This is a genomic window from Bacillus sp. FSL M8-0071, assembly GCF_037975455.1.
Lineage (GTDB): Bacteria > Bacillota > Bacilli > Bacillales > Bacillaceae > Bacillus > Bacillus subtilis.
In genome coordinates, this window is the sequence record NZ_CP150256.1 from 1,493,524 (window position 1) to 1,514,028 (window position 20,505).

The following is a 20,505-nucleotide window of genomic DNA, read 5'->3' on the forward strand; positions in this document are numbered from 1 at the left end:
ATGAAAAAAGTCTGGATCGGAATTGGAATCGCAGTTATAGTCGCTCTTTTTATTGGAATCAATATATACCGGTCTGCCGCTCCGACAAGCGGCAGCGCCGGCAAGGAGATACAGAGGGGGAGCGTTGAAGAAAATGAAATCTCGTCAACGGTTATGGTTCCTGGCACGCTAAAATTTTCAAATGAACAGTATGTCTTTTATGAAGCTGATAAAGGGACATTAGAAGACATTAAAGTAAAGGAAGGCGATAAAGTTAAAAAGGGCACGCCTTTAGTCACCTATACAAATGAGCAGCTGAGCCTGGAAAAAGAACAGAACCAGTTAACGTCTGAATCCAATCGGCTTCAAATTGACCAAATTCAAGAAAAGTTAAAAGCCTTAGACAGCAAAGAAAGAGAACTGGAAAAACAGGTAGGAAAGAAAGAAGCAGAAAAACAAATCGAATCTGAACGAACAGAGCTTCAAATGCAGAAAAAAACAGCGGAGATCGAATTAAAACAAACCGAGCTTCAGCGACAGTCACTTGCCAACCGGGTATCAGATCTTGAAGTGAAAAGCGAAATTGAAGGCACCGTTATTTCTGTCAACCAAGAGGCGGCATCCAAAAAGTCAGATATTCAAGAGCCTGTCATACATATCGGCAACCCAAAAGACCTTGTCGTCTCAGGGAAATTGTCTGAATACGATACATTGAAAGTCAAAAAAGGCCAGAAGGTCACACTCACTTCAGATGTAATACAGGGTAAAACATGGAAAGGCACGGTTTCCGCAGTCGGGCTTGTTCCGGATCAGCAGGAGAGCGCTGCGGCACAAGGAACAGAACAGGCGGTCCAATACCCGCTTCAAGTGAAAATAAAAGGAAATCTTCCAGAAGGAAAGCCAGGCTTTAAATTTATCATGAATATTGAAACAGATAAACGGAAAGCAAATACGCTTCCTTCAAAGGCAGTCAAAAAAGAAGATGACCAATATTATGTGTATACAGTAAAAGACGGAAAAGCAAAGCGAGTTGATGTCAAAATCGGCGAAGTGACAGATGACCTGACAGAAATTAAAGAGGGGCTTACCCAAGATGATCAAGTCATTTTGAATCCATCTGATCAGGTGACTGACGGAATGGAAGTGAAATCTTAAATGATTCAGCTTTCTAATGTGCGAAAAAGCTACCAGATCGGAAAGGAAACGTTTGATGTTCTCCATTCTATTGATTTGGACATTCATCAAGGTGAATATGTCTCGATTATGGGGCCGTCAGGATCAGGAAAATCGACGATCATGAATATTATCGGCTGTCTTGATCGGCCGACTTCCGGTACATATCAATTGGACGGAGAAGACATTTCTTCATATAAAGATAAAGAACTGGCGGCAGTCCGTAACCGGTCCATCGGTTTTGTATTTCAGCAATTTCAGCTTCTTCCGCGGCTGAACGCAAAAAAAAATGTCGAGCTGCCGATGATTTATTCCGGGATAGGCAAAAAGGAACGTCAAGAGCGGGCTGAGAGAGCATTGGAAAAGGTCGGGTTAGCCGATCGAATGCTCCACATGCCCAACGAGCTGTCGGGCGGGCAGAAGCAGCGGGTGGCGATTGCGAGGGCGATCGTGAATGAGCCGAAATTGATTTTAGCTGATGAACCGACCGGCGCCCTGGATACGAAAACAAGCGAGGCGATTATGGATCAGTTTACAGCATTAAATGCCGAGGGAACGACAATCGTTCTGGTTACTCACGAGCCTGAAGTAGCAGATTGCACGAATCGGATCGTCATGGTGCGTGACGGAAACATTGTTCCTGCCAGCTCCGGACAAAGGAGTGTGGGAGAATGAGCCTGTTAGAAAACATCAGAATGGCTCTAAGCTCTGTCCTTGCCCATAAAATGCGTTCGATCTTAACGATGCTCGGCATTATCATTGGTGTAGGCTCTGTCATTGTTGTCGTTGCGGTAGGACAGGGCGGCGAGCAAATGCTGAAGCAGTCGATCAGCGGCCCGGGAAATACTGTGGAGCTGTACTATATGCCTAGCGACGAGGAGCTTGCAAGCAACCCGAACGCCGCAGCTGAATCTACGTTTACAGAAAACGATATTAAAGGTTTAAAAGGAATAGAAGGCATTAAACAAGTCGTTGCTTCGACTTCTGAAAGTATGAAAGCGCGTTATCACGAAGAAGAAACCGATGCTACGGTTAACGGAATAAATGATGGATACATGAATGTCAATTCTTTAGAAATCGAAAGCGGCAGAACATTTACCGACAATGACTTTCTCGCGGGGAATAGAGCCGGAATCATCTCTCAAAAGATGGCTGAAGAACTGTTCGATAAAACCTCCCCTTTAGGTGAAGTTGTCTGGATAAACGGACAGCCCGTTGAAATTATCGGTGTGCTGAAAAAAGAAACAGGCTTGCTTTCTTTCGGTTTAAGTGAAATGTATGTGCCATTTAATATGATGAAATCCTCTTTTGGCACAAGTGATTTCAGTAACGTATCATTGCAGGTCGAATCAGCAGACGACATAAAATCGGCAGGAAAAGAAGCAGCACAGCTGGTAAATGACAATCATGGCACAGAGGATTCGTATCAAGTGATGAACATGGAAGAGATTGCGGCTGGAATTGGCAAGGTAACGGCAATTATGACGACGATTATCGGCTCAATTGCAGGTATTTCCCTTTTGGTCGGCGGAATCGGTGTCATGAATATCATGCTCGTATCAGTCACAGAACGGACACGGGAAATTGGAATCAGAAAATCCCTCGGTGCGACGAGGGGACAGATTCTGACTCAGTTTTTAATTGAGTCAGTCGTATTGACGCTAATTGGCGGTCTGGTCGGGATTGGTATTGGATACGGAGGGGCCGCGCTTGTTTCAGCCATTGCGGGCTGGCCGTCACTCATATCCTGGCAGGTTGTATGCGGGGGCGTGCTGTTCAGTATGCTCATTGGTGTTATTTTCGGCATGCTACCTGCAAATAAAGCTGCAAAGCTTGATCCCATTGAAGCGCTGCGTTATGAGTAGCCTCATGCAACATGCATGAGGTTTTTTTATGTTTAGTGATTTCTACTATGAATATAAAAGACTTTTTTCATTAAAATAAGAAGAAAATGTCGTACAATTGTCCTTATTTTTGTCGAATTTACAGTTTACAAACCCTATAGACATACGTTAATATGGAGAAACGTGAAAGATTTTGATAGTTATTGAATGAATTTGAATGATTTTAGTTGCCTAAACCGAAAATAGCGTTTACAATGAAATTGTATTCAAAATGAATACGTTTTCATTAGGAGGTGAAGCATGCTAACTCCTGAACGGCATCAATTGATTATTGATCAAATAGAAAAGCATGATGTGGTAAAGATTCAAGAGCTTATAAATCTGACTAATGCTTCTGAATCAACAATCAGAAGAGATTTATCGACACTTGAAGAACGCGGTTTTTTAAAGCGCGTTCATGGTGGAGCGGCCAAGCTTTCTGATATCAGACTTGAACCCGATATGCTTGAAAAATCATCCAAAAACCTTCACGATAAATTGAAGATTGCTGAAAAAGCAGCTTCTCTTTTAGAAGAAGGGGATTGCATTTACCTTGATGCAGGCACGACGACATTGCACATGATTGATTTTATGGATAAAACCAAAGATATTGTCGTTGTCACAAACGGGGTAATGCATATCGATGCATTAATAAGGAAAGAAATTTCTTTTTATCTGCTTGGAGGATACGTAAAGCACAGAACGGGCGCGATTATTGGAGGCGCTTCATTGATTGCCATGGACCAGTACAGATTTGACAAAAGTTTTCTGGGGACAAACGGTGTCCATACAGAGGCTGGATTTACAACGCCGGACCCTGATGAGGCCCTTTTAAAACAGAAAGCGATCAAACAGGCAAAACACGCTTACGTCTTAGCAGACCCTTCGAAGTTCGGAGAAATTTCATTTTCGGCATTCGCCGGAATAGGCGACGCAACAATCATTACGACTGACGCTGAAGAGCTTACATTCGATAATTACCAAGAAAAAACTGTCGTAAAGGTAGTGAAACCATGATTTACACTGTAACACTTAATCCATCTGTCGATTATATAGTTCACGTTGAAGATTTTTCTGTAGGAGGCCTGAACCGTTCTTCGTATGATACCAAGTATCCAGGGGGCAAAGGCATCAACGTATCGAGACTGCTGAAAAGACACCATGTGGCGTCTAAAGCGCTCGGATTCGTCGGCGGATTTACCGGAGAATATATCAAAACATTTTTACGGGAAGAAAACCTGGAAACAGCTTTTTCTGAAGTAAAAGGGGATACCCGTATCAATGTAAAGCTGAAAACTGGTGATGAAACTGAAATTAACGGGCAGGGACCGACAATTTCGGATGAAGATTTCAAAGCCTTTTTAGAACAGTTCCAATCTTTGCAAGAGGGAGATATCGTTGTTCTTGCAGGAAGCATTCCATCTTCACTCCCTCACGATACTTATGAAAAAATCGCAGAGGCCTGCAAACAGCAGAACGCACGAGTTGTTCTGGATATCTCAGGCGAGGCTCTTTTGAAAGCAACAGAAATGAAACCATTTTTGATGAAGCCAAATCATCATGAGCTTGGAGAAATGTTCGGCACGGCCATTACATCTGTTGAGGAAGCCGTTCCTTATGGGAAAAAGCTTGTAGAACAAGGCGCTGAACATGTAATCGTATCAATGGCCGGAGACGGAGCGCTTCTGTTTACGAACGAAGCTGTTTATTTTGCTAACGTGCCAAAGGGGAAATTGGTAAACTCAGTCGGAGCAGGGGATTCCGTTGTTGCAGGTTTCCTTGCCGGAATTTCCAAACAGCTGCCGCTTGAAGAAGCATTCCGCTTAGGAGTTACTTCAGGCAGTGCTACCGCGTTCTCTGAAGAACTTGGAACAGAAGAATTTGTCCAGCAGCTTCTTCCTGAAGTTAAGGTCACACGTCTATAGAGGAGGAAACACAAGTGAAAATAACTGAGCTTTTAACGAAGCATACGATAAAGCTTAATATTGAGAGCAAAGAAAAAGAAAATGTTATTGACGAAATGGTCACTGTTCTTGATAAGGCTGGAAAGTTAAATGACCGACAAGCCTATAAAGAAGCCATTTTAAATCGCGAAAGCCAAAGCTCCACGGGTATCGGTGAAGGAATCGCTATCCCCCATGCGAAAACGGCAAGCGTTATCAACCCGGCGATCGCGTTCGGACGTTCAAAAGGCGGCGTCGATTATGAATCATTAGACGGCCAGCCGGCTCACTTAGTGTTCATGATTGCGGCGACTGAAGGCGCAAACAACACTCACCTTGAAGCATTGTCAAGACTTTCAACGCTGTTAATGCGTGAAGAAATCCGTAAGCAGCTCCTTGAAGCTGAGTCTGAAGATGCCATCATCGACATTATTAATCAGCACGATAAAGATGATGACGAAGAGGAAGAAGAAGAAGCGGCACCAGCACCTGCCGGAAAAGGAAAAATTTTAGCGGTTACTGCATGCCCGACAGGTATTGCCCATACATTCATGGCTGCGGATGCCCTTAAAGAAAAAGCGAAAGAGCTTGGTGTGGAAATTAAGGTCGAAACAAATGGGTCAAGCGGCATTAAGCACAAGCTCACTGCCCAAGAAATCGAAGATGCACCTGCAATCATTGTCGCAGCGGACAAGCAGGTTGAAATGGAACGTTTTAAAGGCAAGCGCGTACTTCAAGTTCCTGTAACGGCTGGTATCAGACGTCCGCAAGAGCTTATCGAAAAAGCGATGAATCAAGATGCGCCGATTTATCAAGGCAGCGGCGGCGGTTCAGCAGCTTCAAACGATGATGAAGAAGCGAAAGGCAAGTCTGGAAGCGGTATCGGAAACACGTTTTATAAGCACCTGATGAGCGGTGTCAGCAACATGCTTCCGTTCGTAGTCGGCGGCGGTATTCTCGTTGCGATTTCATTCTTCTGGGGAATTCACTCTGCTGATCCGAATGATCCTAGCTACAACACGTTTGCAGCAGCATTAAACTTTATCGGCGGCGACAATGCATTAAAACTGATTGTTGCAGTTCTGGCCGGTTTCATTGCGATGAGTATTGCAGATCGTCCTGGTTTTGCGCCTGGTATGGTCGGCGGATTTATGGCAACTCAAGCGAATGCTGGATTCTTAGGCGGCTTAATTGCCGGATTCCTTGCCGGTTATGTCGTGATTTTACTGAAAAAAGTATTTACGTTTATCCCTCAGTCACTTGATGGATTAAAACCTGTTTTGATTTACCCGCTGTTCGGTATTTTTATCACTGGCGTATTAATGCAATTTGTCGTCAATACACCTGTAGCAGCTTTTATGAATTTCTTAACAAACTGGCTTGAAAGCCTTGGTACTGGAAACCTTGTGTTAATGGGTATTATCTTGGGCGGCATGATGGCGATCGATATGGGCGGCCCGCTTAATAAAGCAGCCTTTACGTTCGGTATCGCCATGATCGATGCAGGCAACTATGCGCCTCATGCAGCAATCATGGCCGGCGGTATGGTTCCTCCGCTTGGTATCGCACTTGCAACAACCATTTTCAGAAACAAATTCACTCAGCGTGACCGTGAAGCTGGTATTACATGCTATTTCATGGGAGCTGCTTTCGTAACAGAGGGAGCGATCCCATTTGCTGCGGCTGATCCGCTTCGCGTCATTCCAGCTGCTGTAGTCGGTGCAGCTGTTGCCGGCGGATTAACTGAATTCTTCCGAGTAACGCTTCCGGCGCCTCATGGAGGAGTATTCGTAGCTTTCATTACAAACCATCCGATGCTTTACCTTTTAAGTATCGTGATCGGTGCTGTCGTGATGGCAATTATCCTCGGTATCGTCAAAAAACCTGTTACAGAAAAATAAGAAAAAAGCGTCCTTGGTTCGAAAGGACGCTTTTTCTTATCCGGCCGGCAGGGAGCGCGGTTAAGTTATGTATTTTATTCTTTTTTATGATAAAGTAAAAGAAGAGAAACAACTGACATAGCAATTGTCTAGGAGGAAACACTTTGACCGAGGAAAAAAATACGAATACTGAGAAAACGGCGAAGAAAAAAACCAATACGTACCTGGAATGGGGTAAAGCGATTGTCATCGCTGTTCTGCTGGCTCTCCTGATCCGTCACTTTTTGTTTGAACCGTATTTAGTTGAAGGTTCATCTATGTATCCCACATTACATGACGGAGAAAGGCTGTTTGTGAATAAAACAGTCAACTATATCGGCGAGCTGAAGCGCGGAGATATCGTTATTATTAACGGTGAAACTTCTAAAATCCATTATGTAAAAAGATTGATCGGAAAGCCTGGAGAAACCGTTCAAATGAAGGATGACACGCTTTATATAAACGGTAAAAAAGTAGCCGAGCCTTACTTGTCTAAAAACAAGAAGGAAGCAGAAAAACTTGGTGTCAGTCTGACAGGAGACTTTGGACCGGTTAAGGTTCCGAAAGGCAAATACTTTGTCATGGGAGATAACCGGCTAAATTCTATGGACAGCCGAAACGGGCTGGGACTGATCGCGGAAGATCGAATTGTCGGCACATCGAAGTTTGTCTTTTTCCCGTTTAACGAAATGCGTCAAACAAAATAAAAACGCCTTGCTGGCCTAGGACAGCAGGCGTTTTTATTTTGAAAAAGAAGCGACCAATGCAATGCATAAAACCGTGATGAACACTGAACCGATAATAGCTAGCACACTGAAGAAAAGGTGAACCTGTTTGTTCTCTTTTCCGCGCTTTTCTAAAAGCCGTTTAGAAAAGATGTGCGAAAATATGTAAATAAGGGCTATGCCTATATATAAGCCGATATCTTTGGCGGTAAAGCCTGTTACGGCAAGGTAAAAGCCCGTAAAAAAGATCAGTAAGCAATATTCAGTAAGTGTTAAAAGCCTCAACGTGTTCCTCCATGAGAGTGTGTAATTTTCCGAGCGGATGCATTCTCTCTCTTTAATTGTAACACAGCTGGCTGGTTTAGGTGTATAAGTGTTTTCTCTCTGTTTTATCAGGGAATCATTTCTCTTGCCCTGCATTCATGGTATACTTTTATTGATGATAGACATGATGGAGGATAATAAATGATTGCTGTAAATAATGTAAGCTTGCGGTTTGCGGATCGCAAGTTATTTGAAGATGTTAATATTAAATTTACCCCAGGCAACTGCTATGGGTTAATTGGTGCAAACGGTGCCGGTAAATCAACGTTTCTAAAGGTGCTGTCAGGCGAAATCGAGCCTCAGACAGGCGACGTGCATATGAGTCCTGGCGAGCGTCTTGCCGTCTTGAAGCAGAACCATTTTGAGTACGAAGAGTATGAAGTGCTGAAAGTGGTCATTATGGGCCACAAACGCCTGTATGAAGTCATGCAGGAGAAAGACGCTATTTACATGAAGCCTGATTTCTCAGATGAGGATGGGATTCGTGCTGCTGAGCTAGAAGGTGAATTCGCGGAACTGAACGGTTGGGAAGCGGAAAGTGAAGCTGCGATCCTGTTAAAAGGCCTTGGTATCTCAGAAGATCTGCACACAAAAAAGATGGCAGACCTCGGCGGTTCGGAGAAGGTAAAAGTTCTCTTGGCACAGGCATTATTCGGCAAGCCGGATGTTCTGCTGCTCGATGAGCCGACGAACCACTTGGACCTTCAGGCAATCCAGTGGCTTGAAGAGTTTCTGATTAACTTTGAAAACACAGTTATTGTCGTATCCCATGACCGTCACTTCTTAAATAAAGTATGTACGCACATTGCCGACCTTGATTTTAACAAAATTCAAATCTATGTAGGAAACTATGATTTCTGGTACGAGTCAAGCCAGCTGGCGTTAAAGCTTTCTCAAGAAGCGAACAAGAAAAAAGAAGAGCAGATTAAACAGCTTCAAGAGTTTGTCGCTAGATTCAGCGCCAATGCGTCTAAATCTAAGCAGGCTACATCAAGAAAGAAACTTCTCGAAAAAATCACGCTGGATGATATTAAACCGTCTTCCCGCCGCTATCCTTATGTTAACTTCACGCCGGAACGGGAAATCGGAAATGATGTTCTTCGCGTGGAAGGCTTAACAAAAACAATCGATGGCGTAAAAGTGCTTGACAATGTCAGCTTTATTATGAGTCGAGAAGATAAAATTGCTTTCACTGGCCGAAACGAACTTGCTGTTACTACGCTGTTTAAAATCATTTCCGGGGAAATGGAAGCTGACAGCGGAACGTTTAAATGGGGTGTTACCACATCTCAAGCGTATTTTCCAAAAGACAACAGCGAATATTTCGAAGGCAGTGATCTGAACCTTGTAGACTGGCTTCGCCAATATTCTCCGCACGACCAAAGTGAGAGCTTTTTACGCGGTTTCTTAGGACGCATGCTGTTCTCTGGAGAAGAAGTCCACAAAAAAGCAAATGTACTTTCCGGGGGAGAAAAGGTCCGCTGTATGCTGTCGAAAGCGATGCTTTCTGGCGCCAATATTTTAATTTTGGATGAGCCGACTAACCATTTAGACCTAGAGTCCATTACAGCGCTCAATAACGGCTTAATCAGCTTTAAAGGCGCTATGCTGTTTACTTCCCATGACCATCAGTTTGTGCAGACCATTGCCAACAGAATTATAGAAATTACACCTAACGGCATCGTCGATAAGCAAATGAGCTATGACGAGTTCCTTGAAAATGCTGATGTGCAGAAAAAATTGACTGAACTATACGCGGAATAAAAAAGCAGAGATTTCTCTGCTTTTTTTGATACCTAAATATGAAAGGAGATCACAACATGAAATTTTTAGTTGTCGGAGCAGGTGGAGTAGGCGGGTATATTGGCGCACGGCTTTCGGAGAAAGGAAATGATGTGACATTTCTTGTGCGCCAAAAAAGAGCTGAGCAGCTGAAAAAAACCGGGCTTGTCATCCATAGTGAAAAAGGGAATGTATCATTTCAGCCCGAACTAATCAGTGTCGGAGAAACAGGGCAATTTGATGTCGTTATCATTGCTTCTAAAGCATACTCACTTGGTCAAGTGATAGAGGATGTCAAACCATTTATCCATCAGGAATCTGTCATTATCCCTTTCTTAAACGGGTACCGCCACTATGAGCAGCTATTTGCGGCATTTTCAAAAGAACAGGTGCTGGGCGGCCTGTGTTTTATAGAAAGTGCTTTAGACAACAAAGGAGAAATTCATCATACGAGCACATCGCATCGTTTTGTATTTGGAGAATGGAACGGCGAGCGTACGGAGCGGATAAGAGCGCTTGAAGAGGCATTTTCAGGTGTGAAGGCTGAAGTCATCATTAGCGGGCATATCGAGAAGGACATTTGGAAAAAGTATCTCTTTATTGCAGCGCAAGCGGGGATCACAACGTTATTTCAACGACCGCTTGGCCCAATCCTCGCCACAGAAGCCGGACGTCACACGGCCCAAACTCTTATTGGGGAAATTTGCGCTGTTTTACGAAAAGAAGGTGTTCCGGCTGATCCGGATCTTGAGGAAGAGAGCTTTCGTACGATGACCAGCATGTCTTACCATATGAAGTCCTCCATGCTTCGGGATATGGAAAACGGCCAAACGACTGAAGGAGACCACCTGCATGGATTTTTGCTTGAAAAAGCAAAACGTTTATCTCTCGCTGCACCAGTATTAGAAACCGTTTATGCGAATCTGCAAATGTATGAAGCAGAAAAATAAAAAAAGGAGGCGGAAAAGCCTCCTTTTATTTACTTAAAAAGCCCAATTTCCGTTTCTGAAGATAGGCTCTCTTTTCCCGTCTGCCGTAATTCCGTCAATATTCATATCCTTAGAACCGATCATAAAGTCCACGTGTGTAATGCTTTCATTTAGGCCTTCTTTGACAAGCTCTTCACGAGACATCTGCTTTCCGCCTTCAATATTAAAGGCATAGGCGCTTCCGATCGCCAAATGATTTGACGCGTTTTCATCAAACAGCGTGTTATAGAAAAGAATGTTTGATTGTGATATAGGTGAATCGTAAGGAACAAGTGCCACTTCACCTAAATAGTGAGAACCTTCATCTGTTTCCACCAGTTCTTTTAAAATATCCTCACCTTTTTCAGCTTTAATGTCGACTATACGGCCATTTTCAAACGTCAGGGTGAAATTTTCAATAATATTTCCGCCGTAGCTTAATGGTTTTGTGCTTGATACCACTCCGTCAACCCCGTCTTTTTGCGGCAGCGTGAACACTTCTTCTGTCGGCATATTGGCCATAAACTCATGGCCGCTTTCATTCACGCTTCCCGCACCTGCCCAAACATGCTTCTTAGGCAGCTTAATTGTTAAATCAGTTCCTTCAGCTTGATAATGTAAGGCAGCGTAATGTCTCTCGTTCAAATGGTCAACTTTTTCATGAAGATTTTGGTCATGATTGATCCACGCCTGAACCGGGTTGTCTTCATTTACGCGCGTCACTTTAAAAATTTCTTCCCACAGAAGGTGGATCGCTTCCTCCTCTGATTTGCCAGGAAACACCTTGTGAGCCCAGCCTGCTGATGCCGCACCTACGACAGTCCAGCTGACTTTGTCTGATTGAATATATTGTCTGTATGTATGTAATGCTTTGCCTGCTGCTTTTTGGAATGCCGCAATCCGTTTGGAATCTATACCTTTTAGCAAGTCTGGGTTTGACGACACAACAGAAATGAAAGCAGCTCCATTTTTGGCAAGCTCTTCTCTGCCTTTTGCTTCCCATTCAGGATATTCTTCAAATGCTTCAAACGGCGCAAGTTCGTATTTTAATTTGGCGACTTCGTCATCCTGCCAATTCACGGTGACGTTTTTTGCGCCCTTTTCATATGCGTGTTTTACAATTAAACGGACAAAATCCCGAACGTCTGTTGAAGCATTTACGACTACATACTGGCCTTTTTGGACATTAACGCCGACTTCTACCGCCAGCTGTGCATATGTATTTAATTTCTGTGAAAATGAATCCATGAATCATTCCTCCAAGCTTTTTTCTCATCATATCAAATATGATCCTATAAAGGAAAGAAGGAGCCCAAAGTGAAAAACCCAAAACGACACGTCTTGGGTTTTTCAATATTATGGATGATTCAGTTTTACAGTGCCGCCTGCAGGCGAATGGGGCATATTTGCCAAAGAAATGCTCATGCCTCCAAGAATAATTCCGCTTAAAATGGCTGCGATCGCTACTCTTCTTCCTAAATCTCTTAGCATCTGTTTCCTCCTTAACGTTTCTCCATTTCCCACAATATGAAGGAAGTGAGGAAAAAAGAAGCAAGAAATTTGCCGTGTGTGAGAATTTTGCGGGTAAAGACTATTTAATTGCCTTTTGCAGCTTATCAATCACTTCTAAAGAACGGCCTGTGCCGATTGCTACAGATTCAAGCGGGTTTTGCGCCACGTGTACAGGCACGACAATCTCTTCTGTGAGCCATTCTTTAATTCCATTAAGGAGCGCGCCGCCGCCTGTTAAAATAACGCCGCGATCAACAATATCTCCGCTCAATTCAGGCGGACAGTCCTCAAGTGTCGCTCTGATGGCTTCAAGAATATGCAGGAGGGATTCACGCATTGCATCTTGAATTTCGTTGGATTGAAGCATAATGGTTTTTGGAAGACCTGTCACGAGGTCACGTCCCCGAATTTCCATTGCCTCTGGTATATGTTCAATCAGAGCATGGCCAATTTCCATTTTTACCTGCTCAGCTGTGCGTTCGCCGATCAGCAAATTGTATTTTTTACGGACGAAAGAAACGATATCCTCATCAAGCTGGTCTCCGCCGATCCTGATAGAATGGCAGGAAACAACGCCACCGAAGGAAATAATAGCGACCTCTGTCGTCCCTCCGCCGATATCTACTACCACATTGGCAACCGGCTCATCAACCGGTAAATCCGCTCCGATGGCGGCTGCAACTGGCTCTTCGATTAAATGAACGTTTTTCGCGCCGCAATTTTTCACCGCATCACTGATGGCGCGGCGTTCTACTGCTGTTGAGCCTGATGGTGTGCAAACGACTACGTTCGGTTTTCTGAACGACATGCCGATGCTTTTTGCGGCTTTTTTCATAATGTGCTTTAGCAGGTCAGTTGTCATATCATAGTCTGCGATCACGCCATCTTTCATCGGTCTGACAGCGACAATTTTTCCCGGTGTTTTACCGATCATGTTTTTCGCGTCAGCTCCGATTGCAAGCACTGCTTTTGTCGTCGTATCCACTGCGACAACAGATGGTTCATTTAGGATAATCCCTTTATTTTTGCTGTAAACAAGTATATTAGCTGTTCCTAAGTCAATCCCAATTTCAGTTGATTGAAACATGTTTTCACCCAATCTCTATCCTAATTTAATATGATTCTACATTTAAAGTTTCTCAGAAATACTGCGATTTTTGGGGGTGTGTGTCGGTAAAGAAATGTTTTTGTAAAAAATCAAGGAACTGTGTAATAGAAGTAATACATTTTTCGGTTTTATGGAAAAAATATCTTGTAATTCTTATAGAAAGCGGGAAACTTTTTCAAAGTTTCATTCGTCTACGATATATTGAGGTACATCCTTAAAACATTACATGAGAAAAGAAACATTTAAAGGAAGAAGGGTTTTTATGAAATCAATAGGTGTTGTGAGAAAAGTAGATGAATTAGGCCGCATTGTCATGCCGATTGAGTTGAGACGGGCATTGGATATTGCCATAAAAGACAGCATTGAGTTTTTTGTTGACGGAGATAAAATTATCTTGAAAAAGTACAAACCTCATGGCGTTTGTTTAATGACTGGAGAAATCACTTCAGAAAATAAAGAATACGGCAACGGTAAAATTACGCTAAGCCCTGAGGGTGCACAGCTGCTTCTCGAAGAAATTCAAGCCGCTTTAAAAGAATAAAATTATGCTAAAAAAGGCGGAGTGATATCATCTCCGCCTTTTTTGCGTGCCAATTTTTGATTACCGCCGCCTAAGATAAGACATCAAGATATTTGGTAATGAATGATTTGGGATACTTTACATATTTTACTCAATTATTTGTCGAAGAATGGTACAATAAGTAGAGAAACACAAGCGGCAGGTGGTCATATGAGAAAATATCAAGCTCGTATCATTTCCATCATTTTGGCAATGATTTTTATAATGTTTTGGGATTATTTATTTTATTTTATAGGCAAAAACCCGATTAATTGGCCTGTTGATATTGTGTATACTGCAGTCACGCTGGTAAGTGTCTGGATGTTGGCTTATTATATTGATGAGAAACAGCAGCTGGTTAAGAAAATGAAGGATAACGAATGGAAGTATAAACAGCTTTCTGAAGAAAAAAACCGCATCATGGATAATTTGCAGGAAATCGTATTTCAAACGAATGCAAAAGGTGAAATTACATATTTAAACCAAGCGTGGGCATCTATAACCGGGTTTTCAATCAGTGAATGTATGGGAACAATGTATAACGATTACTTCATAAAAGAAAAGCACGTAGCCGACCACATTAACACCCAAATCCAAAACAAAGCGTCTTCTGGCATGTTTACGGCAAAATACGTGACAAAAAACGGCACGATTTTTTGGGGAGAAGTTCATTATAAACTTTACTATGACCGGGATGACCAATTTACAGGCAGCCTGGGTACAATGTCAGATATCACTGAGCGGAAAGAGGCTGAAGATGAGCTCATTGAGATTAATGAACGGCTGGCGAGGGAATCCCAGAAACTATCAATCACAAGTGAACTTGCCGCAGGTATTGCTCATGAGGTCAGAAACCCTTTAACATCTGTCAGCGGTTTCCTCCAGATTATGAAAACACAATATCCGGACAGAAAAGACTATTTTGACATCATCTTTTCAGAGATTAAAAGAATCGATTTAGTGCTCAGCGAGCTGCTGCTGCTTGCAAAACCGCAGGCAATCACATTTAAAACACACCAGCTTAATGAGATCTTGAAACAAGTCACGACATTGCTTGATACCAATGCAATTCTGTCCAATATCGTCATAGAGAAAAATTTCAAAGAGACAGATGGCTGTATGATTAATGGAGACGAAAATCAGCTGAAGCAGGTCTTTATCAACATCATTAAAAACGGAATTGAGGCAATGCCAAAGGGCGGTGTCGTAACCATTTCAACTGCTAAAACCGCCTCTCATGCAGTGATAAGCGTAAAGGATGAAGGAAACGGCATGCCGCAGGAAAAGCTGAAGCAGATTGGCAAACCTTTTTATTCAACAAAAGAAAAGGGCACTGGACTGGGACTTCCCATTTGTTTGAGAATCCTGAAGGAACATGACGGGGAATTGAAAATCGAAAGTGAAGCTGGAAAAGGCAGCGTCTTTCAAGTGGTTTTGCCTTTAAAATCAGACAGCTGAGAGGAGAAAAATAAAGTGAACTCGCTTCTGTTTGTATACGGGACATTAAGAAAGCATGAAAAAAACCATCATTTGCTGGCACAATCGGCATGTATCAATGAGCAGGCGAGAACAAAGGGAAGTTTGTTTGCTGCAAAAGAGGGGCCCACAGCTGTTTTCAATGATGAAGATGAAGGCTATATTTATGGCGAAGTATATGAAGCAGATGAATTGTGTATACATAAGCTCGATCAATTTTTTCAAGGATATCATAAACAAACGGTGTTTGTAGAAACGGATATCGGGATTAAAATTGCGCTTATTTATTTTATGAACAAAGACGGGTGTGCCGGTTTTACGAAAATAAGCAGCGGCGACTGGAAAGAACATCAGATGATCAGCAAATCGAAAAATCCCATTTATTATTTTGCCTATGGATCATGCATGGATAATGCCCGCTTTCAAAAAGCGGGAGTCGATCACTATTTTCAAGATCCAGTAGGAAGAGCTGTTTTAAAAGGATACACAACCCGCTTCACGCTAAAAAGGGATGACGGTTCAAGAGCGGACATGTTGGAAGACGGAGGAACAACAGAAGGCGTTTTATACCGTATTCCTTATTCTGCTCTCTCCTATCTATTTAAAAGGGAGGGCGTCGAATCTCTTACGTATCGGCCGGCATTTGTAGACGTTGAAGCTGGCGGAAGGCACTACAAAGACTGCTTAACCTTTCTCGTCCTCCAAAAAGAAGCGGAAATTGCCCCGCCTCAGCACTATCAGATTGAAATCGAACGCGGAGCGGAGCTGTATTTGTCGCCTGAGTTTACTGAAAAGCTCAAGCGGCATATGAATTCGCTGCCAAAAGGATAACACTGTAACAAAAGAATATGATAAAATTTGATCAATATCATGTCATATAAAGGAGCACCACGATGAAAAAAGAATTTGCGGTAATTGGGCTGGGCCGTTTTGGTGGCAGTATTTGCAAAGCATTAAGCGAAGAAGGCGTCGAGGTTATGGCAATGGATATCGATGAAGATAAAGTCAACGAGTATGCCAAGATTGCATCTCACGCAGTTATCGGTGATTCGACAGACGAATCTGTCCTGAAAAATTTAGGCCTGCGAAATTTTGACCACGTTATTGTAGCAATCGGGGAAAATATTCAAGCGAGTATTTTAACGACACTCATTCTGAAAGAACTTGGCGTCCATACGATTACAGTTAAAGCGCAGAACGATTATCACGAAAAAGTGCTGTCTAAAATTGGCGCGGATCACATCGTCCACCCGGAACGCGATATGGCAAAACGAATTGCGCATAATATCGTGTCCAACAATGTACTTGACTATTTGGAGCTGTCTGAAGAGCATAGTCTTGTTGAAATCGTAGCTAACAGCCGCCTGGCTGGAAATACACTTCTCGATTTAGATATTCGCGCGAAATACGGTATTAACATCGTAGCCATAAAAAGGGGCAAGGAAGTCATCGTATCACCGCTTGCAACCGAAGTCATCCACCAAGAAGATATACTCATTGTTATTGGATCAGTTACAGACATCTCCCGTTTCGAAAAAAGAGTTCTTCATACAAAATAGCAGTCAAATAAGCCGTCCTCAAAGGGCGGTTTTTCATATTATCAGAATATAACAACTTTAATGAACTGAGCGTCAAGTTCTTAAAATTTCATTGACTAAGCACAGGCGTTCCGATAGCATATTGTACCATATAATAAAAAAGAGGAGGGGCCTATTTGAATAAAGAAGCGCTAGTCAATAGGCTGAATGCTTCGGCCAAAAGACAAAAAGCTGATATCGTCATTAAGAACGGAAAAATCATGGACGTATATAATCAAGAATGGATATATGAAGATATTGCGATTACAGATGGAGTTATTGTAGGCCTCGGTGAGTATGAAGGCGAAAATACCATTGATGCAGAGGGACAAATGATTGTTCCGGGTTTTATTGATGGACATGTACATATTGAGTCATCAATGGTTACACCGATTGAGTTCGCTAAAGCAGTGTTGCCTCATGGCGTGACGACGGTCGTTACAGATCCGCATGAGATCGCGAATGTGTCTGGTGAAAAAGGGATTGTGTTTATGCTTGAACAAGCTCGGCATACACCGCTGAATATCCATTTTATGCTTCCTTCCAGTGTGCCTGCCGCAAGTTTTGAGCGATCAGGCGCAATTCTCAAAGCTGCCGATCTCAAGCCTTTTTATGAAGAAGAAGAAGTATTAGGGCTGGCTGAAGTTATGGATTATGTGTCGGTTCAGCAGGCTGAAGAAGACATGGTTCAGAAACTGCTCGATGCCCGTGTGGCAGGAAAACGGATAGACGGTCATTTAGCTGGTTTATCAACAGACCTCATTAACATTTACAGAACCGCCTTTGTCTTAAACGACCATGAAGTAACATCGAAGGAAGAAGCCCTTGATCGTATCAGAAGAGGCATGTATGTCATGATGCGTGAAGGATCAGTCGCCAAAAACACGCTCAATGTGCTGCCGGCGGTAAATGAAAAGAACGCACGTCGGTTCTTTTTCTGTACGGATGATAAGCATGTGGATGATTTATTGTCAGAGGGAAGTGTAAACCATCAGGTGAAAATGGCGATTCAAGCCGGACTTGATCCGTTTTTAGCCTATCAATTAGGAAGCCTCAATGCGGCCGAGTGCTACGGATTAGATACAAAGGGAGCGATTGCCCCGGGTTTTGACGCTGATTTGCTCTTTGTATCTGATCTGGAAAATGTCACTGTCACAATGACGATGGTAAAAGGGCAGACTGTTGCTGAAGACAGCAAAGCGGTCTATCAGGATCATGCTTCAACTGCAGCACCAGATCAGGCACTGCTTGATTCTGTTAAGCTTGCTGCTCCTCTTAACAAACAGGATTTTCATATGCCAATCGATTCAGAGCAGCAAATCAATGTCATTCAAATCATACCAAATCAGCTTGAAACAAGATTAGTACAAGTTCCGGCTCCTGATGCCCGCGAATTTGAGCCTGACACTGAGTTTGATTTGTTAAAGATTGCAGTTGTCGAGCGGCATAAAGGATTGAAAGAAACCGGACTTGGTGTTGTGAAAGGTTTTGGATTCAAGAGCGGAGCGATTGCCACAACCATTTCACACGACTCCCATAATATTATTGCTGTCGGAACGAATGATGAGGATATCGCGGCGGCAGTTAATAAGCTGCAGGAAATTGGCGGAGGATTAACGATTATAAAAAATGGGGAAGAGCTCCATTCAGTACCGTTGCCGATTGCAGGGTTATTATCCGACCAATCTGCAGAGCAAGTGAATCAAAGCTTGCTGACGCTTCATGATAAATTGCCGTTAATCGGTTTCACAGGCGGATTTAATCCATTTTTGACATTGTCGTTTTTAGCTTTGCCTGTCATTCCTGATATTAAAATGACGACTACGGGATTATTCGATGTAAAATCATTTCAACACATATCACTGCAATAAAAAGAGGCACTCCCTTAGGGAGTGCCTCTTTTTTTAAACCTCCATAATGATCGGCAGGATCATTGGACGGCGCTTTGTTTTTTCGTACAAGAAAGGCGCAAGAGTGTCTGTAATCTCGTTTTTGATTTCAGACCATTGAGTCGTTTTTCGTTCCATTACTTTTTGTAAGTGATTTGAAATGAGCTCTTGAGCGTCGTTGATCAAGTCGCCAGATTCTCTCATGTACACAAATCCTCTGGAAATCAAATCTGGACCCGCTGAAATCTTGAAGTCGTCCATGTCAATGCTGACAACAACGATGACAAGTCCTTCTTCAGAGAGAATTCTGCGATCACGAAGTACGATATTGCCAATATCACCGATACCGCTTCCGTCAATGTACACTGAACCGGACGGGATTTTTCCTGCAACTGAAGCCTCATCGCCTTTAAGTGCTAATACTTCACCATTATCCATGATAAAGCAGTTTTCCTCTGGGATGCCACAATCTGTTGCAAGCTTGACATGCATCTTTTGCATTCTGTACTCACCGTGAATCGGCATGAAGAATTTAGGCTTGATTAAACGAAGCATCAGCTTCTGTTCTTCTTGTCCGCCGTGACCGGATGTATGGATATCGTTAAGAGGGCCGTGAATAACCTCAGCACCCGCACGATACAGCTGGTTGATTGTTCGACTCACGCTGATTGTGTTGCCTGGGATAGGGGATGAAGAAAATACGACCGTATCCCCAGGATTGATTGAAATTTGGCGGTGTGTGCCGTTTGCAATTCTTGATAACGCCGCCATTGGTTCCCCTTGGCTTCCTGTACATAAAATTGTTACTTTATTAGCAGGCATACGATTGATTTCGTTATGCTCAATAAACGTATTTTTAGGACAGTTAATATAACCGAGTGTCTGTCCAATTTCGATAGCCGATTCCATACTGCGTCCAAATACGGCAACTTTTCTTCCATTTTGTACAGCAGCTTCAATTACCTGCTGCAAGCGGTGAATATTCGACGCAAATGTAGCGAAGATAATTCGGCCGTCCACCTTGCGGAAAATGTCATGAATGCTTTCTCCTACACGGCGTTCAGACATGGTAAACTCCGGATTTTCACTGTTTGTGCTGTCTGAAAGAAGGCACAAAACGCCTTCCTTACCGATTTCGGCCATTTTCGTTAAGTTTGCCGGCTCGCCGACTGGAGTAAAGTCGAATTTGAAATCCCCAGTATGTACGATGTTTCCGGGCGGCGTTTTTACAACAATGCCGTAGGAATCCGGAATACTGTGTGTTGTTCTGAAGAATGACACAGTCGTTTTGCGGAACTTTACAATATCATCCTCGCCGATAATGTTCAGTTTCGTCTGTCTCAATAATCCATGCTCTTCAAGTTTATTCCGAAGTAAGCCGATCGCGAGTTTTCCGCCGTATACAGGAATATTCACTTGTCTGAGCAGGTATGGAATACCACCGATGTGGTCTTCGTGCCCGTGGGTGATAAAAAGCCCTTTAATTTTATCTTCGTTTTTGACTAAATACGTATAATCAGGGATGACGTAGTCAATTCCGAGCAGTTCGTCCTCGGGAAACTTGATCCCCGCATCAATCAGTACAATTTCATCCTGGAATTGCACCGCGTACGTATTTTTACCGATTTCGCCCAAACCTCCGAGGGCGAAAACAGCAGTCTGATCATTTTTTACAAATTTCATACCGC

Annotated in this window: 19 protein-coding genes; 14 read left to right on the forward strand and 5 right to left on the reverse strand. The window is 43.0% G+C overall.

Translation table 11 applies throughout. The annotated features are described in order from the left end of the window. The 7 genes from MKX71_RS07775 to lepB all read left to right on the forward strand — a co-directional run bounded on the left by MKX71_RS07775 (window position 1) and on the right by lepB (window position 7,604). Window positions 1-1,134 (forward strand): efflux RND transporter periplasmic adaptor subunit, encoded by a 1,134-nt coding sequence (locus MKX71_RS07775; RefSeq protein WP_339231933.1) that lies wholly within the window; start codon window positions 1-3, stop codon window positions 1,132-1,134. Further along, complete coding sequence (gene yknY, locus MKX71_RS07780) at window positions 1,135-1,827, forward strand: ABC transporter ATP-binding protein YknY (RefSeq protein ID WP_003232356.1); 693 nt, start codon at window positions 1,135-1,137, stop codon at window positions 1,825-1,827. Further along, window positions 1,824-3,017 carry a sporulation-delaying-protein transporter subunit SkiZ gene (skiZ, locus tag MKX71_RS07785; RefSeq protein ID WP_015252177.1) on the forward strand — a complete coding sequence of 398 codons (1,194 nt, stop codon included), beginning with the start codon at window positions 1,824-1,826 and terminating at the stop codon, window positions 3,015-3,017. Before yknY ends, skiZ begins: the two co-directional genes overlap by 4 nt. A 279-nt stretch (window positions 3,018-3,296) precedes the next feature. Beyond that, window positions 3,297-4,052, forward strand: a complete 756-nt coding sequence (locus MKX71_RS07790) for a DeoR/GlpR family DNA-binding transcription regulator (RefSeq protein WP_014476685.1) — start codon at window positions 3,297-3,299, stop codon at window positions 4,050-4,052. Then, entirely contained in the window at window positions 4,049-4,960 is a 912-nt protein-coding gene (gene pfkB, locus MKX71_RS07795; protein ID WP_033883800.1) for a 1-phosphofructokinase, read from the forward strand. The genes MKX71_RS07790 and pfkB overlap by 4 nt, the downstream gene beginning before the upstream one ends. A 14-nt stretch (window positions 4,961-4,974) precedes the next feature. Next, entirely contained in the window at window positions 4,975-6,879 is a 1,905-nt protein-coding gene (locus MKX71_RS07800) for a fructose-specific PTS transporter subunit EIIC (RefSeq protein WP_339231934.1), read from the forward strand. A gap of 143 nt (window positions 6,880-7,022) precedes the next feature. Beyond that, a complete protein-coding gene (lepB, locus tag MKX71_RS07805) occupies window positions 7,023-7,604 on the forward strand; it encodes a signal peptidase I (RefSeq protein ID WP_003232348.1) in 582 nt (193 codons plus the stop codon). A 33-nt stretch (window positions 7,605-7,637) separates the two neighbouring features. On the opposite strand, the gene MKX71_RS07810 is transcribed toward lepB, so the two are convergent. Further along, window positions 7,638-7,907: a hypothetical protein gene (locus MKX71_RS07810; protein ID WP_003232345.1), complete on the reverse strand. Its 270-nt coding sequence runs from the start codon at window positions 7,905-7,907 to the stop codon at window positions 7,638-7,640. Window positions 7,908-8,087: 180 nt separating this feature from the next. On the opposite strand from MKX71_RS07810, the gene MKX71_RS07815 reads away from it, so the two are divergent. Together MKX71_RS07815 and MKX71_RS07820 are read left to right on the forward strand one after the other, a co-directional pair. Continuing rightward, window positions 8,088-9,710, forward strand: a complete 1,623-nt coding sequence (locus MKX71_RS07815; protein WP_029725931.1) for an ATP-binding cassette domain-containing protein — start codon at window positions 8,088-8,090, stop codon at window positions 9,708-9,710. Window positions 9,711-9,766: 56 nt separating this feature from the next. Then, window positions 9,767-10,678, forward strand: a complete 912-nt coding sequence (locus tag MKX71_RS07820; protein ID WP_144482487.1) for a ketopantoate reductase family protein — start codon at window positions 9,767-9,769, stop codon at window positions 10,676-10,678. 33 nt (window positions 10,679-10,711) lie between these two features. Here MKX71_RS07820 and MKX71_RS07825 read toward each other — a convergent pair whose 3' ends face one another. The 3 genes from MKX71_RS07825 to mreBH all read right to left on the reverse strand — a co-directional run bounded on the left by MKX71_RS07825 (window position 10,712) and on the right by mreBH (window position 13,295). Then, window positions 10,712-11,944 carry an aminopeptidase gene (locus MKX71_RS07825; RefSeq protein ID WP_144482486.1) on the reverse strand — a complete coding sequence of 411 codons (1,233 nt, stop codon included), beginning with the start codon at window positions 11,942-11,944 and terminating at the stop codon, window positions 10,712-10,714. A 108-nt stretch (window positions 11,945-12,052) separates the two neighbouring features. Next, window positions 12,053-12,187, reverse strand: coding sequence for a protein YkpC (locus tag MKX71_RS07830; RefSeq protein WP_003238865.1), 135 nt, complete (start codon window positions 12,185-12,187; stop codon window positions 12,053-12,055). 100 nt (window positions 12,188-12,287) lie between these two features. After that, window positions 12,288-13,295, reverse strand: coding sequence for a cell shape-determining protein MreBH (mreBH, locus tag MKX71_RS07835; RefSeq protein ID WP_003245743.1), 1,008 nt, complete (start codon window positions 13,293-13,295; stop codon window positions 12,288-12,290). Between the two features lie 283 nt (window positions 13,296-13,578). Between mreBH and abhA the strand changes: the two genes are divergently transcribed. From abhA to ade, 5 genes are all read left to right on the forward strand, one after another. Continuing rightward, window positions 13,579-13,857 (forward strand): transcriptional regulator AbhA, encoded by a 279-nt coding sequence (abhA, locus tag MKX71_RS07840; RefSeq protein WP_003244728.1) that lies wholly within the window; start codon window positions 13,579-13,581, stop codon window positions 13,855-13,857. 189 nt (window positions 13,858-14,046) lie between these two features. After that, window positions 14,047-15,333: a two-component sensor histidine kinase KinC gene (gene kinC, locus MKX71_RS07845; protein WP_003232333.1), complete on the forward strand. Its 1,287-nt coding sequence runs from the start codon at window positions 14,047-14,049 to the stop codon at window positions 15,331-15,333. Window positions 15,334-15,348: 15 nt separating this feature from the next. Further along, a complete protein-coding gene (locus tag MKX71_RS07850; protein ID WP_144482485.1) occupies window positions 15,349-16,182 on the forward strand; it encodes a gamma-glutamylcyclotransferase in 834 nt (277 codons plus the stop codon). A gap of 62 nt (window positions 16,183-16,244) precedes the next feature. Beyond that, complete coding sequence (gene ktrC, locus MKX71_RS07855) at window positions 16,245-16,910, forward strand: Ktr system potassium transporter KtrC (RefSeq protein WP_003222311.1); 666 nt, start codon at window positions 16,245-16,247, stop codon at window positions 16,908-16,910. A 155-nt stretch (window positions 16,911-17,065) separates the two neighbouring features. Further along, window positions 17,066-18,799 carry an adenine deaminase gene (gene ade, locus MKX71_RS07860; protein WP_144482484.1) on the forward strand — a complete coding sequence of 578 codons (1,734 nt, stop codon included), beginning with the start codon at window positions 17,066-17,068 and terminating at the stop codon, window positions 18,797-18,799. A 33-nt stretch (window positions 18,800-18,832) separates the two neighbouring features. Here ade and rnjA read toward each other — a convergent pair whose 3' ends face one another. Then, window positions 18,833-20,500, reverse strand: a complete 1,668-nt coding sequence (rnjA, locus tag MKX71_RS07865; protein WP_339231936.1) for a ribonuclease J1 — start codon at window positions 20,498-20,500, stop codon at window positions 18,833-18,835. Window positions 20,501-20,505: the final 5 nt, after the last annotated feature.